This window comes from Pseudomonas sp. UYEF17, from assembly GCF_040546125.1.
Lineage (GTDB): Bacteria > Pseudomonadota > Gammaproteobacteria > Pseudomonadales > Pseudomonadaceae > Aquipseudomonas > Aquipseudomonas putida_Z.
Genome location: NZ_JBEPNE010000017.1, coordinates 23,437 through 36,018 on the forward strand (window position 1 = coordinate 23,437; position 12,582 = coordinate 36,018).

A 12,582-nucleotide genomic window follows, 5' to 3' on the forward strand; every position below is an offset into this window, starting at 1 on the left:
TCATGGAACGTATCGCTGTCATCGACTTTGAAACCACCGGCATCAGCCCCGGCGCCGGCTGCCGCGCCACTGAGGTGGCGGTGGTGATGCTGGAGGGCGGGCGCATCGTCGAGCGCTACCAGAGCCTGATGAACGCGGGTGTGCCGGTACCGGCCTTCGTCGCCGGGCTCACTGGCATCACCACCGCCATGCTGCGCAGTGCGCCGCCGGTGGACAAGGTGATGAATGAGGTGGCCGAGTTCGTTGGTGGCACCCCGCTGCTGGCACACAATGCCGCCTTCGACCAGAAGTTCTGGGACTACGAACTGAGCCGCATCGGCCGTAGCCGCAGCCAGGCCTTCGCCTGTTCCCTGCTGCTGTCACGGCGCCTGTTGCCAGCGGCACCGAACCACAAGCTGGGCACCTTGACCCGCTGGGCCGGGCTGCCGGATACCGGTACCGCGCACCGTGCCATGGCCGATGCCGAAATGGCCGCCAACCTGCTGCAACATCTGGCTGGCGTGCTGCGCCAGAGCCACGGTGTACAGCAGCTTTCGCACGACCTGCTCTGCCGCCTGCAGAAAACCCCGGCCGCCAAGGTTCGTGAGGTCTTGGCGAAGTATTGTTAAGGGCTAGCAGGTGATCGCCTTGGGTATTGTGCCGCCTGGGAGATCGAGCGCCGCCCGCGCGGCGCTTCGCAGCACAAGGCTGCTCCTACATCTGTTTCCGGCCAGTCACGCCTGTACGAGCGCACGCGATCGCCTTGTTTGTCCGGCACGATATCGAGGTGGACACCAGAGGGGCCGCGTGCTTTCGCCTCAGGAATAATTGGCCCGAAACAAATGTAGGAGCAGCCTTGTGCTGCGAAGCGCCGCGCGGGCGGCGCTCGATCTTTCAGGCGACACAACTCCCAAACCCAACGCCCCAAAATTGTGCCGCTCATTTGAGCCGGTTTTGTAACTTATCTTTACCCAGGCACGCCCTTAAACTGAATCACCCGTAAACGGATTTCGAGTGTTTCCCATGCCTGCCTCCCGTCGCTTCCCGTTGTTGCTCATTGGCGCATTCCTGGCCCTGTACCTGGTCTGGGGCTCCACCTACCTGTTCATTCGCATAGGCGTCGAGAGCTGGCCGCCGATGCTCATGGCCGGGGTGCGCTTCCTGATTGCCGGGGGCCTGCTGTATGGCTTCTTGCGCTGGCGCGGTGTGCCGGCACCGACCTGGCCGCAGTGGCGGGCTGCGGGGGCGATCGGTTTCCTGCTGCTCAGCTGTGGCAACGGTGGCGTGACCGTGGCCGAGCATGCCGGTGTGGCCTCGGGCGTGGCGGCACTGGCGGTGGCGACGGTGCCGCTGTTCACCTTGCTGTTCGGCCTGCTGTTCGGGCACCGCAATTCGAAGCTGGAGTGGGCGGGGATCGCCCTCGGGCTGGTGGGTATCGGCCTGCTGAACCTGGGCTCCAACCTGCAGGCAAGCCCGATTGGCGCGGCGCTGATCATTTTTGCGGCAGCGTCGTGGGCATTCGGCTCGGTGTGGAGCAAGACCTTGCCGCTGCCCCAGGGGCCCATGGCCAGCGCCGCGGAAATGCTGGTTGGTGGCGCTGTGCTGCTGCTCGGCAGCGTGCTGTCTGGTGAGCGCATGACGCAGATGCCGACCGCTGCCGGCTGGGGGGCACTGGCCTACCTGGTGTTCTTCGGTTCGATCCTGGCGTTCAGTGCCTACATGTACCTGCTCAAGCACGTGCGCCCGGCAGCTGCCACCAGCTATGCCTACGTCAACCCGGCAGTGGCCGTGCTGCTGGGCATCGTCTTTGCCGGTGAGCAGATTGGTGCCGAAGAATGTGTGGCCATGGCGGTGATCATCGGCGCGGTGGTGCTGATCGGCCTGCCGCAGTGGCGCAAGGCACCTGAGCCAGCGCAGCCGTTGACAGGCGAAATCTGCAAGTAGGCAGGGGTGATGCGGTAAACTTGCCGCCTTCGCTGAACCCCCTGACGGTATTGCCATGAATTTCGCCAAACTCGGCCTGATCGAACCGCTGCTGCGCACCCTGCAGCAACTGGACTACACCACCCCGACCCCGGTGCAGGCCAAGGCCATCCCCGCCGTGCTGGCCGGCCGCGACCTGATGGCCGCGGCCCAGACCGGCACCGGCAAGACCGCGGGCTTTGCCCTGCCTGTGCTGCAGCGCCTGGCGCTGGAAGGCGAGAAGGTGGCCAGCAACTCGATCCGCGCGCTGGTGCTGGTGCCCACTCGTGAGCTGGCCGAGCAGGTGCACAACAACGTGCGCGAGTATGCCGAGAACCTGCCGCTGAGCACCTACGCGGTGTATGGCGGGGTCAGCATCAACCCCCAGATGATGCGCCTGCGCCGTGGTGTCGACCTGCTGGTGGCCACCCCGGGGCGCTTGCTCGACCTGTTCCGGCAGAACGCCGTGAAGTTCAACCAGGTGCAGACCCTGGTGCTGGACGAAGCCGACCGCATGCTCGACCTGGGCTTTGCCGAAGAGCTGCAGTCGGTGTACGCCGCGCTGCCACGCAAGCGCCAGACGTTGCTGTTTTCCGCCACTTTTTCCGACCAGATCCGCATGCTGGCGGGGCTGGCCCTGAACGACCCGCTGAGCATCGAAGTCAGCCCGCGCAATGCCACGGCCACCAGCGTCAAGCAGTGGCTGGTACCTGTGGATAAAAAGCGCAAGGTCGACCTGTTCTGCCACCTGCTGCGCAAGCAGCGCTGGAAGCAGGTGCTGGTGTTCGCCAAGACCCGCAATGGCGTCGATCAACTGGTGGAGCGCTTGCTGGCCGAGGGTGTGAATGCCGACGGTATCCACGGTGACCGCCCGCAAGCCACCCGCCAGCGCGCGCTGGACAGCTTCAAGGCCCGCGAAATCCAGGTGCTGGTGGCGACCGATGTGGCGGCCCGCGGCCTGGATATCGACGACTTGCCGCTGGTGGTCAACCTTGACCTGCCGATCGTTGCCGAGGATTACGTGCACCGCATCGGGCGTACCGGGCGGGCGGGCAACAAGGGCGAGGCGATTTCGCTGGTGTGTGCGGATGAAGTGCAGCTGTTGGCGGCTATCGAAGTGCTGACCCGGCAGACCCTGCCCCGTCATGAAGAGCCGGACTTCATCCCTGACCACCGGGTGCCGATGACCGACGCCAGTGGCCAGGTGATCAAGAAGCCGAAGAAGCCCAAGAAGCCGAAGGAAAACAGCGCCAAGCGCGGGTTGGGGCGTTGGATGGACAGTGCTGAATCAGGCAGTGCGGAGCCGGCGGTGAAGGCGGTGCGCAAGGTGCCGAGCTTCAATGGTGGGGCGCGCAAGCGTAAGCCGTAGATTTGCAGTGTACGCGGACTCTGTGGGAGCGGGTTTACCCGCGAAGAATGCGACTCGGTGCATGGCACGGGCTTCGCCCGTGTTCGCGGGTAAACCCGCTCCCACAGGGGACAGTGTCAACCTTTGGATTTGAGCCAATCCGCCGCCGCCCGCCCGGCGCGCAAGCCGCTGGCAAAGCACGCCGTCAGCAGATACCCCCCAGTCGGCGCCTCCCAGTCCAGCATCTCGCCGGCACAGAACACCCCCGGCATGCCCTTGACCATCAAGCCCTCATCCAGCCCCTCGAAACGCACCCCGCCTGCGCTGCTGATCGCCTCATCCAGTGGCCGCGTGCGCACCAGCGTGATCGGCAATGCCTTGATCGCCCTCGCCAAGGCACCAGGGTCGGCAAAGGTCGCCTGATCGGTCAGCTCGCGCAACAGCGCAGCCTTGACCCCATCGATACCCAGTTGGCTGTGCAGGTGCTTGGCCATCGAGCGCGAACCCCGTGGCTTGGCCAGCGCCTGGGCAATCTTGTCCACAGGCTTGTCCGGCAACAGGTCGAGCAGCAACACCCCGTGGCCCTCACGGTTGATGGCCTCGCGCACCGGCGCTGACCATGCATACACCAGGCTGCCTTCCACACCCTGCGCGGTGAGGATGAACTCGCCCTTGCGCGGCGCGCTGCCGGGAACGCTGAGGGCAATGTTCTTCAACGGCGCACCGGCGAACTTGTCCTTGAGCAGCGCGCTCCAGCCTGCCACTTCAAAACCGCAGTTGCTGGGCTGCAAGGGCGAGATATCCACAGCCCGTGCGGCCAGCAGCGGCTGCCAGCTACCGTCCGAGCCCAGTCGCGCCCAGCTGCCGCCACCCAGCGCCAGCACCACCACGGCGGCCTTCACCGCCCGCTCGCCCTGTGGATAAGCAATCCGCAATCCACCTTCGGCATTCCAGCCCAACCAGCGGTGACGGGTGTGGATAACTACTCCGCTGTCGCGCAGGCGCTTGAGCCAGGCGCGCAGCAGTGGCGCGGCTTTCATGTCGGTGGGGAACACCCGGCCCGAGGTGCCGACGAAGGTTTCGATACCCAGGCCGTGAATCCACTGGCGCAAGGCGTCGGCATCGAAGTCGTGCAGCAGCGCGGCGATTTCGCCCTGGCGCTCGGCATACCGGCTGACGAACGCCGGGTATGGCTCGGAATGGGTGATGTTCATGCCACCGACACCCGCCAGCAGGAACTTGCGGCCCACCGAAGGCATGGCATCGAACACCTCGACCGCCAGGCCCGCCTGGGCCAGTGCTTCGGCGGCCATCAGGCCGGCTGGGCCGCCGCCGATGACGACAGCGAGGGGAGGGGAGGCGGGGCTCAGATCAGGCATGGTGGGCAGCAGGCTGTGGAAAAGAGGCGCATTCTAGCGCAGCGCGGCCTGCAGAAGCACTGCTCAAAAAATGATCAGTGCTCTGCAAGCCTTGCCTGTAAAGGGCTGCAGCGCCTTTCCCGCAGGTTATCCACAAGCGGTTCCACAGTCATTGTGAACAACCGATGACGCGTGCTGCGCTGTGATGAAGGATGCCATGGCGCCTGGCCAGGGCTGCGCGGTCCTTGCTGTAGCCACCGCCGATCACGCCCACCACCGGGATGTCGCGGCCCAGGCAGTGGCGCAGTACCGCTTCGTCGCGGGCGGCAACGCCTGTATCGGTCAGTTGCAGATAGCCCAGGGCGTCGTCCTTGTGCACATCGACCCCGGCGTCGTACAGCACCAGGTCGGGTCGATAGAGTGGCAGCAGGTAGTTGAGGGCGTCGTCCACCACCTTCAGGTAGGCCATGTCGCCCATGCCGCGGGGCAGGGGGATGTCCCAATCGCTTTGCGCCTTGCGCGCCGGGAAGTTCTGTTCGCAGTGCAGCGACACGGTGATGGCGTCTGGTGTGTCGTGCAGGATGCGCGCGGTGCCGTCACCCTGATGCACATCGCAGTCGAAGATCAGCACCCGGTGTACCCGGCCAGCCTCCAGCAGGTAGCGGCTGATCACGGCCAGGTCGTTGAAGATGCAGAAGCCGGCAGGGTGGTCGTAATGGGCGTGGTGGGTGCCGCCGGCAAGGTGGCAGGCGATGCCGTGCTGCAGCGCCATCTCGGCGCTCAGCAGCGAGCCGCCTACGGCGCGCACGGTACGCCGGGCCAGGGCCTCGCTCCAGGGCAGGCCGAGGCGGCGCTGGTCCTCGCGTGACAGGTCACCGTTCATGTAGCGCTCGATGTAGCTGCGGTCGTGGGCCAGGGCGAGGATATCGTTGGGGCAGATGTCCGGGCGCAGCAGGGCTTGGTCGGTGGTCAGCCCGCTGTCGATCAAGTGGTCGTGTAGCAGGCGAAACTTGTCCATGGGGAAGCGGTGTTCGGCAGGGAACTCCGGGCTGTAGTCTTCGTGGTAGATCAGCGGCAACGGCATGGGTGGGGTCGCAATCGGGGCCAGCGCTGATCTTGCCATGGCTGGAGACTGCTGTGGGAGAACCTGCTAGGCATCAATCTCCTGGCCTGCGCCGGCCTTTGTAGGAGCGGCCTTGCGTCGCGAAAGGGCTGCGCAGCAGCCCCGGGGTATCAGCGCAAATGCACAAATTGCCGGGGCTGCTGCGCAGCCCTTTCGCGACGCAAGGCCGCTCCTACAGGGCGTGTTTGCCGCGAGGGGGCGTTATTTCGTGGTACTGGCCAGCACCCGTTGCCAGTCCGGTTCGTTCAGGCGGCCGAGGATACGCGTCTTGCCATTGCCGTCCACCGAAACGAACAGCGCACTGGCATAGCCGCTCTCACGCTCGCCCCCCGCAACTTTCTGCTGGCGGGCAAAATGGTCGATGCAGCCGTTGTGGGTCACCAGCACCAGGTTATGCCCCGGTCGTTTGTGTGCCAGCGCTTCGCTGGCGAACTGGCTGTCACAGCTTTCCAGCCAGTCCTCACTGGCCACCGCCTGGCCAAGGATGAAATGCGCGGTTTGCCGTGTGCGCAGTTTCGGGCTGCTGAGCATATCGGCGTTGTTCAGGCCCAGCTGGTGCAGCCCTTGGCCAACACGTCCGGCAGCCTGGCTGCCGGTCACGGTGATGCCGGTGGGGTCGTCCAGGCACGGGCCGGGGGCGCTGTCGCAGCGCTCGGCGTGGCGGATCATCACGATCACCGCACCTTCGGCCCAGTCCTGCAGCAGGCCGCTGTCACTCAATTGTCGTTCGTTGCCAAGGTCCACGATGTGCGTCCTCGTCGCCAGCCAGGTGCTCAACGCCGCCACGACCATGCACAGGCCAAGGGCGGCCCCGAGGGCTTTGCGGGTCAGGCGTCGCTTGCGCCGGGCGTGGATGGCAGGGTGCCCCAGGGTATTGCTCGATAGCATGCGTTGCTCCGTTGGCATGGTCGCGGCTGGCGCGGCGGTATTGGCTGGCATCCTGCCAACAGGCCTGTCGGGGGGCGGTGAAGGGCGTGTGAAAATTGCATTCGGCTGCGCCGGCTGGGTGAAACCTGCACCCGCGCCTACGCTGTAAACTGCAAGACGGTAAAACCGGAGCACGCCCGATGACCCCTATCCTGCAACTGGAAAGCGCGCGGCTGGTGCTGCGCCAATGGCACGACGACGACTTGCGCGAGTTCGCCGCCCTGTGTGCCGACCCGCAGGTGATGCGCTACTTCCCGGCGCCGCTGACGCGCGTGGAGGCAGCCGCGCTGATCGGCCGCGTGCGCGGGCATTTCAATGAGTACGGCTTTGGCCTGTGGGCCCTGGAGCGCAAGGACAGCGGTGCCTTCATCGGCATGACCGGGTTGCTGCACGTGGGCTTCGATGCCGATTTTGCGCCGGCGGTGGAGATCGGCTGGCGCCTGGCACGCCGCCACTGGGGCCTGGGTTTCGCCAGCGAGGCGGCGTGGACCTGCCTGCGCTGTGCTTTCGCCCAATTGCGCCTGGAGGAGGTGGTGTCGTTCACTAGCGAGAGCAACCTGCCCTCGCAGAAGGTCATGCAGGCCATCGGTATGCAGCAGGACCTGAATGGCAGTTTCGAACACCCCCGCCTGCCCGTGGGCCATCCGCTGCGCCCGCATGTGCTGTACCGCATCGACCGCGCACACTGGGAGCGTACCCTGCGCGCCTGAATGCATGGCCATGCCCGGCACGAATGACAAACCCTGTATCATTTGCCTTCATAAGAGTGCTGTAGAGACCTGTTTGCCTTGCTAGGAGAACCCCCGATGAGTCATGTGTTGGACGACCTGGTCGACCTGTTGAGCCTCGAGTCCATCGAGGAGAACCTGTTCCGTGGCCGCAGCCAGGACCTGGGCTTCCGCCAGCTGTACGGTGGGCAGGTACTGGGCCAATCGTTGTCGGCGGCCAGCCAGACGGTCGAGGATGCACGCCATGTGCATTCGTTGCACGGCTACTTCCTGCGCCCTGGCGATGCCAGCCTGCCGGTGGTGTATTCGGTGGACCGCGTGCGCGATGGCGGCAGCTTCAGCACCCGGCGGGTGACTGCGATTCAGAAGGGCCAGCCGATCTTCACCTGCAGCGCCTCGTTCCAGTACGACGAGGACGGTTTCGAGCACCAGGCGCAGATGCCCGAGGTGGTCGGCCCGGAGAACCTGCCCACTGAAGTCGAGCTGGCCCGGGCCATGGCCGACCAGTTGCCCGAACGCATTCGCGACAAGGTGCTGTGCGCCAAGCCGATCGAGATCCGCCCGGTCACCGAGCGCGACCCGTTCAACCCCCAGGCTGGCGACCCGGTGAAGTACGCCTGGTTCCGCGCCGACGGCAACCTGCCCGATATCCCCGCCCTGCACAAATACATGCTGGCCTACGCCTCGGACTTCGGCCTGCTGACCACTGCGTTGCTGCCCCATGGCAAATCGGTGTGGCAGCGTGACATGCAGATCGCCAGCCTCGACCATTCGCTGTGGTTCCATGGCAACCTGCGTGCCGACGAGTGGCTGCTGTATGCCACCGACAGCCCCTGGGCGGGCAATGCCCGTGGCTTCTGCCGCGGCAGCATTTTCAACCAGGCCGGGCAACTGGTGGCGTCGTCGTGCCAGGAAGGCCTGATTCGCCACCGCAAGGACTGGGCATGAGCCTGGGCGAGGTGCGCAACTGGGTGTTCGACATGGACGGCACCCTGACCGTCGCCGTGCACGATTTTGCCGCCATCCGCGTGGCGCTGGATATCCCGGCCGAGCACGACATCCTCACCCACCTGGCAGCCTTGCCGGCGGACGAGGCGGCGGCCAAGCATGCCTGGCTGCTGGAGCACGAGCGTGACCTGGCGATTGCTTCCACGGCGGCCACCGGGGCGGTGGAACTGGTGCGCGAGCTGGCCCAGCGTGGTTGCCGGCTGGGCATTCTGACCCGCAATGCCCGCGAGTTGGCGCATGTGACGCTGGAGGCCATCGGCCTGGCGGACTGCTTCCCGGTGGAGCACATTCTGGGGCGTGACGAAGCGGCGCCCAAGCCAAGCCCGGATGGGCTGCTGAAGATTGCCAATGCCTGGGGTGTGGCACCGGGTGAGCTGGTGATGGTGGGGGATTACCGGTTTGACCTGGACTGTGGGCGGGCCGCAGGGGCGCGCACAGTGCTGGTGAACCTGCCGGACAATCCGTGGCCGGAGCTGGTGGATTGGCATGCGGCCGATTGCCGGGCATTGAAGGTGATGCTGGGCTGAGTTTTTGTGTCGCCTGTGCGGGCCTCTTCGCGGGCTTGCCCGCTCCCACAGGGACCGCTCCGAGCTCAAGTCCAGCACTCAACCTGTGGGAGCGGGTTCACCCGCGAAGAGGCCGGACCTGTCTATGCTGAACCCCAATCTATTCCCTGAACGGAGACCTATCCATGACCAGCAAGGCCATCTACGTAAAACCCGGCGGCGGCTACGACAAGGTCGAGGTCGGTACCAGCGAGGCTCTCGCACCCCAGGCCGGTGAGATCACCGTGCGCCTGCACGCCAGCTCTCTCAACTACCACGATTTCGCCGTTGTCAGCGGCATGTGGGGCCCGAGCGAGCGGCGCATCCCCATGGCCGATGGCGCTGGCGAAGTGGTCGCGGTGGGGAGCGGCGTCACCGAGTTCCAGGTCGGCGACAATGTGGTCAGTACCTTCTTCCCCGACTGGCTCGACGGCCAGGCCAATGTGGAAGGCTTCGCCAGGGTGCCCGGCGACGGTATCGATGGTTACGCCCGTGAACAGGTCACCGCTCGCGCCACCGCCTTCACCCTGGCGCCCAAGGGCTTCAGCCATGCAGAAGCTGCCACGCTGACCACGGCCGGTCTCACGGCCTGGCGTGCGTTGATGAGCGACGACCATCTCAAGCCAGGCGATACGGTGCTGGTGCAGGGCACCGGCGGTGTGTCGATCTTCGCCCTGCAGTTTGCCAAGCTGGCTGGCGCAACGGTGATCGCCACCTCGTCCAGCGACGCCAAGCTTGAGCGCCTGAAAGCCCTGGGTGCCGACCACCTGATCAACTACAAGAGCACCCCGGCGTGGGGGGAGAAAGTGCGCGAGCTGACCGGCAACCGCGGCGTCGACCATGTGATCGAAGTGGGTGGCCCGGCGACGCTGGAGCAATCGATGATTGCCGCGCGCATTGGTGGGCATGTGTCGTTGATCGGCATCCTCACCGGCGTGGCCGGGCAGTTGCCACTGGTGCAGGCGCTGGTGCGGCAGATTCGCCTGCAAGGCGTGCTGGTGGGCAGCCGCGCCCAGCAGCAGGCGATGGTGCGGGCGATCGATGCCAACGGCCTGCGGCCGGTTGTGGACAAGCATTTCGAGCTGGAACAGATCGTCGAGGCGTTCCGTTATCAGGAGAGCAACCGGCATTTCGGCAAGATCTGCCTGACCTGGTAATGGCCGGGGGCTGCTTTGCAGCCCATTCGCCGGCAAGCCAGCTCCCACCTCGACCGCATTGGCCTCGAGCCTTGCGCTACCCCTGTGGGAGCTGGCTTGCCTGCGATTGGGCCGCGCAGCGGCCCCTAGTCCGGCAACAACCGGTCGCGGCTATTGGACAGATGCAGGCACACCGCCGCCCGCGCCGCGTCCGGGTCTTGCCGGCGGATGGCATTGAGGATCGCCTCATGCTCGAGGTTGGCCAGGTACGCCTGCCGCGCCAGCTTCGCCCCGCTGCGTTCGGCCAGGGCCATGCGGTTGCGCGGGATCAGGCCGTTGCCCAGCTGCAACAGCATTTCAGTGAAGTACAGGTTGCCAGAGGCCTCGGCGATCAACAGGTGAAAGCGCCGGTCGGCCTCGATGCAGCTGTCGCCGGCGGCGGCCAGGTCCTGGTAGTCATCCAGCGCCTGGCGCATGCGCCTCAGGTGCCCCTCGTCACGGCGTAGCGCGGCCAGGGCGGCGGCCTGGCCTTCCAGGCCGATGCGCAGCTCCAGCAGGTCACGCACATTCGCCGCGCTTTCCGCAGCGATGCGCAGGCCGGCCTGGGCCTGGCGCTCCATCACGAACGTACCGATACCGTGGCGTGGCTCCACCAGCCCCGAGGCCTGCAATTTCGACAGGGCCTCGCGGACCACGGTGCGGCTGACCCCATGTTCGCGCACCAGGCTGTTTTCCGAGGGCAACTTGTCGCCTGGCTTGAAGGTACCCAGCAAGATCTGTTGGGTCAGGCTGGAGACCAGGTCATGGGCACGGCTGTGGCCGCGTTTGTGGGCTTGTTCGGTGGCCATGGTGTGATCCGATTGTTGTTGTGCTTGTACGACAAGTTAATCGATAAAAATATTTTTTGCCGTTTTTTCCTGCGCTAAAGCCGGTGAGTAGTTTGTCTATTTTTGCAAGATCGATGCATATAGGCTTTGCGGTGGCTTGTATTTTGTGATTTTGCCGATGTTGCTGATCTTGTCGTACAACTGCGCTGCGCATATGCTCCTCCCCACTGCCATGTCAGACAACCTCGACCCGCACAAAAACAATTAGTGGGAGATCCGCAAGTGAACGATACCCTCGCTCCGTCTGCCCGGAATGAAGGCGACGCCCTGGCCAGCGCCGTGGCCAAGGTCAAGCGCCACGTCCTGCCGCTGTTCGTCATCATGTTCATCGTCAACTACCTGGACCGCGTCAACATCGGCTTCGTCCGCCCCCATCTGGAAAGCGACCTGGGCATCAGCGCCGCGGCTTATGGCTTTGGCGCCGGCCTGTTCTTCATTGGCTACGCGCTGTTCGAAGTGCCCTCGAACATGTTGCTGCAGAAGGTCGGGGCACGGCTGTGGCTGACCCGCATCATGTTCACCTGGGGGCTGGTGGCCACGGCCATGGCCTTCGTGCAGAACGAAACCCAGTTCTACGTGCTGCGCTTTCTGCTGGGCGTTGCCGAAGCGGGCTTCTTCCCCGGGGTGATCTACTACTTCACCCGCTGGTTGCCGGCCGCCGAGCGTGGCAAGGCGATTGCCATCTTCCTCAGCGGCTCGGCATTGGCGTCGCTGATTTCCGGGCCGCTGGCCGGCGCGCTGATGCAGATCCAGGGCTTGGGCATGCATGGCTGGCAGTGGATGCTGTTCATCGAAGGCATGGCCTCGGTGACGCTGTGCTTCTTCGTGTTCTTCTGGCTCGACTCCAGGCCGCAGGACGCCAAGTGGCTGAACCAGGCCGAGCAGGAAGCACTGGTGGGCGCCATCGACCGTGAGCAGCTTGAGCGCGAAGCGGTCGGCGCGGTCAGGCCTTCGGCCTGGAGCCTGCTCAAGGACCGCCAGATCCTGCTGTTCTGCCTGATCTACTTTTGCATCCAGCTGACCATCTACGCCGCCACCTTCTGGCTGCCGAGCATCATCAAGCGCATGGGTGACCTCAGCGACCTGCAGGTCGGCTTCTTCAACTCGATCCCGTGGCTGATCTCGATCCTGGCCATGTATGTCTTCGCCGCCGGCTCGGCGCGCTGGAAGTTCCAGCAGGCCTGGGTCGCAGGTGCGCTGGTGATCGCTGCCATCGGCATGTTCATGTCCACCACGGGTGGGCCGGTGTTCGCCTTTGTCGCGGTGTGCTTCGCGGCCATCGGTTTCAAGTCGGCGTCGTCACTGTTCTGGCCGATCCCGCAGGGCTACCTGGATGCCCGCATCGCCGCTGCGGTGATCGCCTTGATCAACTCGGTCGGCAACCTCGGCGGCTTCGTCGCCCCCACCACCTTCGGCCTGCTGGAGCAGCAGACCGGTTCGATCCAGGGCGGCCTGTACGGCCTGGCGGTGACCTCGGTGCTGGCGGCCATTGCCATCTTCTTCGTACGCACTCGCCCAAAGGGCGTCCCTTCCGATGACCTCAAGGCCCCTTCGGCCCTGGGTCAGAGCCATTGATGACTG

The 12,582-nt window shown here is 65.1% G+C and carries 12 protein-coding genes; 8 read left to right on the top strand and 4 right to left on the bottom strand.

What is annotated here, in order from left to right; genetic code table 11:
• Positions 1-2 precede the first annotated feature (2 nt).
• The 3 genes from ABIB24_RS21275 to rhlE1 all read left to right on the top strand — a co-directional run bounded on the left by ABIB24_RS21275 (position 3) and on the right by rhlE1 (position 3,310).
• Positions 3-608: a 3'-5' exonuclease gene (locus ABIB24_RS21275; RefSeq protein ID WP_137162467.1), complete on the top strand. Its 606-nt coding sequence runs from the start codon at positions 3-5 to the stop codon at positions 606-608.
• A 394-nt stretch (positions 609-1,002) separates the two neighbouring features.
• Positions 1,003-1,923: a drug/metabolite exporter YedA gene (gene yedA / locus ABIB24_RS21280; RefSeq protein WP_274078613.1), complete on the top strand. Its 921-nt coding sequence runs from the start codon at positions 1,003-1,005 to the stop codon at positions 1,921-1,923.
• A 55-nt stretch (positions 1,924-1,978) separates the two neighbouring features.
• Positions 1,979-3,310: an RNA helicase RhlE1 gene (gene rhlE1 / locus ABIB24_RS21285; protein ID WP_013974320.1), complete on the top strand. Its 1,332-nt coding sequence runs from the start codon at positions 1,979-1,981 to the stop codon at positions 3,308-3,310.
• 116 nt (positions 3,311-3,426) lie between these two features.
• Here rhlE1 and ABIB24_RS21290 read toward each other — a convergent pair whose 3' ends face one another.
• The 3 genes from ABIB24_RS21290 to pmrG form a co-directional block, all read right to left on the bottom strand.
• The gene (locus tag ABIB24_RS21290; RefSeq protein WP_137162466.1) at positions 3,427-4,668 is read right to left on the bottom strand and encodes a TIGR03862 family flavoprotein; all 1,242 of its coding nucleotides are present in this window, start codon (positions 4,666-4,668) and stop codon (positions 3,427-3,429) included.
• A gap of 148 nt (positions 4,669-4,816) precedes the next feature.
• The gene (locus tag ABIB24_RS21295) at positions 4,817-5,731 is read right to left on the bottom strand and encodes a histone deacetylase family protein (RefSeq protein WP_137164741.1); all 915 of its coding nucleotides are present in this window, start codon (positions 5,729-5,731) and stop codon (positions 4,817-4,819) included.
• Positions 5,732-5,971: 240 nt separating this feature from the next.
• Complete coding sequence (pmrG, locus tag ABIB24_RS21300) at positions 5,972-6,658, bottom strand: lipopolysaccharide core heptose(II)-phosphate phosphatase PmrG (protein WP_137162465.1); 687 nt, start codon at positions 6,656-6,658, stop codon at positions 5,972-5,974.
• 179 nt (positions 6,659-6,837) lie between these two features.
• On the opposite strand from pmrG, the gene ABIB24_RS21305 reads away from it, so the two are divergent.
• The 4 genes from ABIB24_RS21305 (at position 6,838) to ABIB24_RS21320 (ending at position 10,135) form a co-directional block, all read left to right on the top strand.
• Entirely contained in the window at positions 6,838-7,407 is a 570-nt protein-coding gene (locus ABIB24_RS21305) for a GNAT family N-acetyltransferase (RefSeq protein WP_084785273.1), read from the top strand.
• Positions 7,408-7,503: 96 nt separating this feature from the next.
• Positions 7,504-8,373, top strand: coding sequence for an acyl-CoA thioesterase II (gene tesB, locus ABIB24_RS21310; protein ID WP_274078614.1), 870 nt, complete (start codon positions 7,504-7,506; stop codon positions 8,371-8,373).
• The gene (locus tag ABIB24_RS21315; RefSeq protein ID WP_025340732.1) at positions 8,370-8,960 is read left to right on the top strand and encodes an HAD family hydrolase; all 591 of its coding nucleotides are present in this window, start codon (positions 8,370-8,372) and stop codon (positions 8,958-8,960) included. The genes tesB and ABIB24_RS21315 overlap by 4 nt, the downstream gene beginning before the upstream one ends.
• A gap of 164 nt (positions 8,961-9,124) precedes the next feature.
• A complete protein-coding gene (locus tag ABIB24_RS21320) occupies positions 9,125-10,135 on the top strand; it encodes a zinc-dependent alcohol dehydrogenase family protein (RefSeq protein ID WP_025340731.1) in 1,011 nt (336 codons plus the stop codon).
• Positions 10,136-10,260: 125 nt separating this feature from the next.
• On the opposite strand, the gene ABIB24_RS21325 is transcribed toward ABIB24_RS21320, so the two are convergent.
• On the bottom strand, positions 10,261-10,962 hold the full coding sequence (locus ABIB24_RS21325; RefSeq protein WP_354317139.1) for a FadR/GntR family transcriptional regulator: 702 nt from the start codon (positions 10,960-10,962) through the stop codon (positions 10,261-10,263).
• 261 nt (positions 10,963-11,223) lie between these two features.
• Here ABIB24_RS21325 and ABIB24_RS21330 point away from each other — a divergent pair, with 261 nt between their 5' ends.
• Positions 11,224-12,576, top strand: coding sequence for an MFS transporter (locus tag ABIB24_RS21330; RefSeq protein WP_354317141.1), 1,353 nt, complete (start codon positions 11,224-11,226; stop codon positions 12,574-12,576).
• Positions 12,577-12,582 lie beyond the last annotated feature (6 nt).

Bases quoted from the DNA above. Each gene is read 5' to 3' on its own strand.
- ABIB24_RS21295 (WP_137164741.1), bottom strand. From the start codon at position 5,731: ATGCCGTTGCCGCTGATCTACCACGAAGACTACAGCCCGGAGTTCCCT.
- ABIB24_RS21325 (WP_354317139.1), bottom strand. From the start codon at position 10,962: ATGGCCACCGAACAAGCCCACAAACGCGGCCACAGCCGTGCCCATGAC.
- yedA (WP_274078613.1), top strand. From the start codon at position 1,003: ATGCCTGCCTCCCGTCGCTTCCCGTTGTTGCTCATTGGCGCATTCCTG.
- ABIB24_RS21315 (WP_025340732.1), top strand. From the start codon at position 8,370: ATGAGCCTGGGCGAGGTGCGCAACTGGGTGTTCGACATGGACGGCACC.
- pmrG (WP_137162465.1), bottom strand. From the start codon at position 6,658: ATGCTATCGAGCAATACCCTGGGGCACCCTGCCATCCACGCCCGGCGC.
- rhlE1 (WP_013974320.1), top strand. From the start codon at position 1,979: ATGAATTTCGCCAAACTCGGCCTGATCGAACCGCTGCTGCGCACCCTG.
- tesB (WP_274078614.1), top strand. From the start codon at position 7,504: ATGAGTCATGTGTTGGACGACCTGGTCGACCTGTTGAGCCTCGAGTCC.
- ABIB24_RS21275 (WP_137162467.1), top strand. From the start codon at position 3: ATGGAACGTATCGCTGTCATCGACTTTGAAACCACCGGCATCAGCCCC.
- ABIB24_RS21320 (WP_025340731.1), top strand. From the start codon at position 9,125: ATGACCAGCAAGGCCATCTACGTAAAACCCGGCGGCGGCTACGACAAG.
- ABIB24_RS21290 (WP_137162466.1), bottom strand. From the start codon at position 4,668: ATGCCTGATCTGAGCCCCGCCTCCCCTCCCCTCGCTGTCGTCATCGGC.
- ABIB24_RS21305 (WP_084785273.1), top strand. From the start codon at position 6,838: ATGACCCCTATCCTGCAACTGGAAAGCGCGCGGCTGGTGCTGCGCCAA.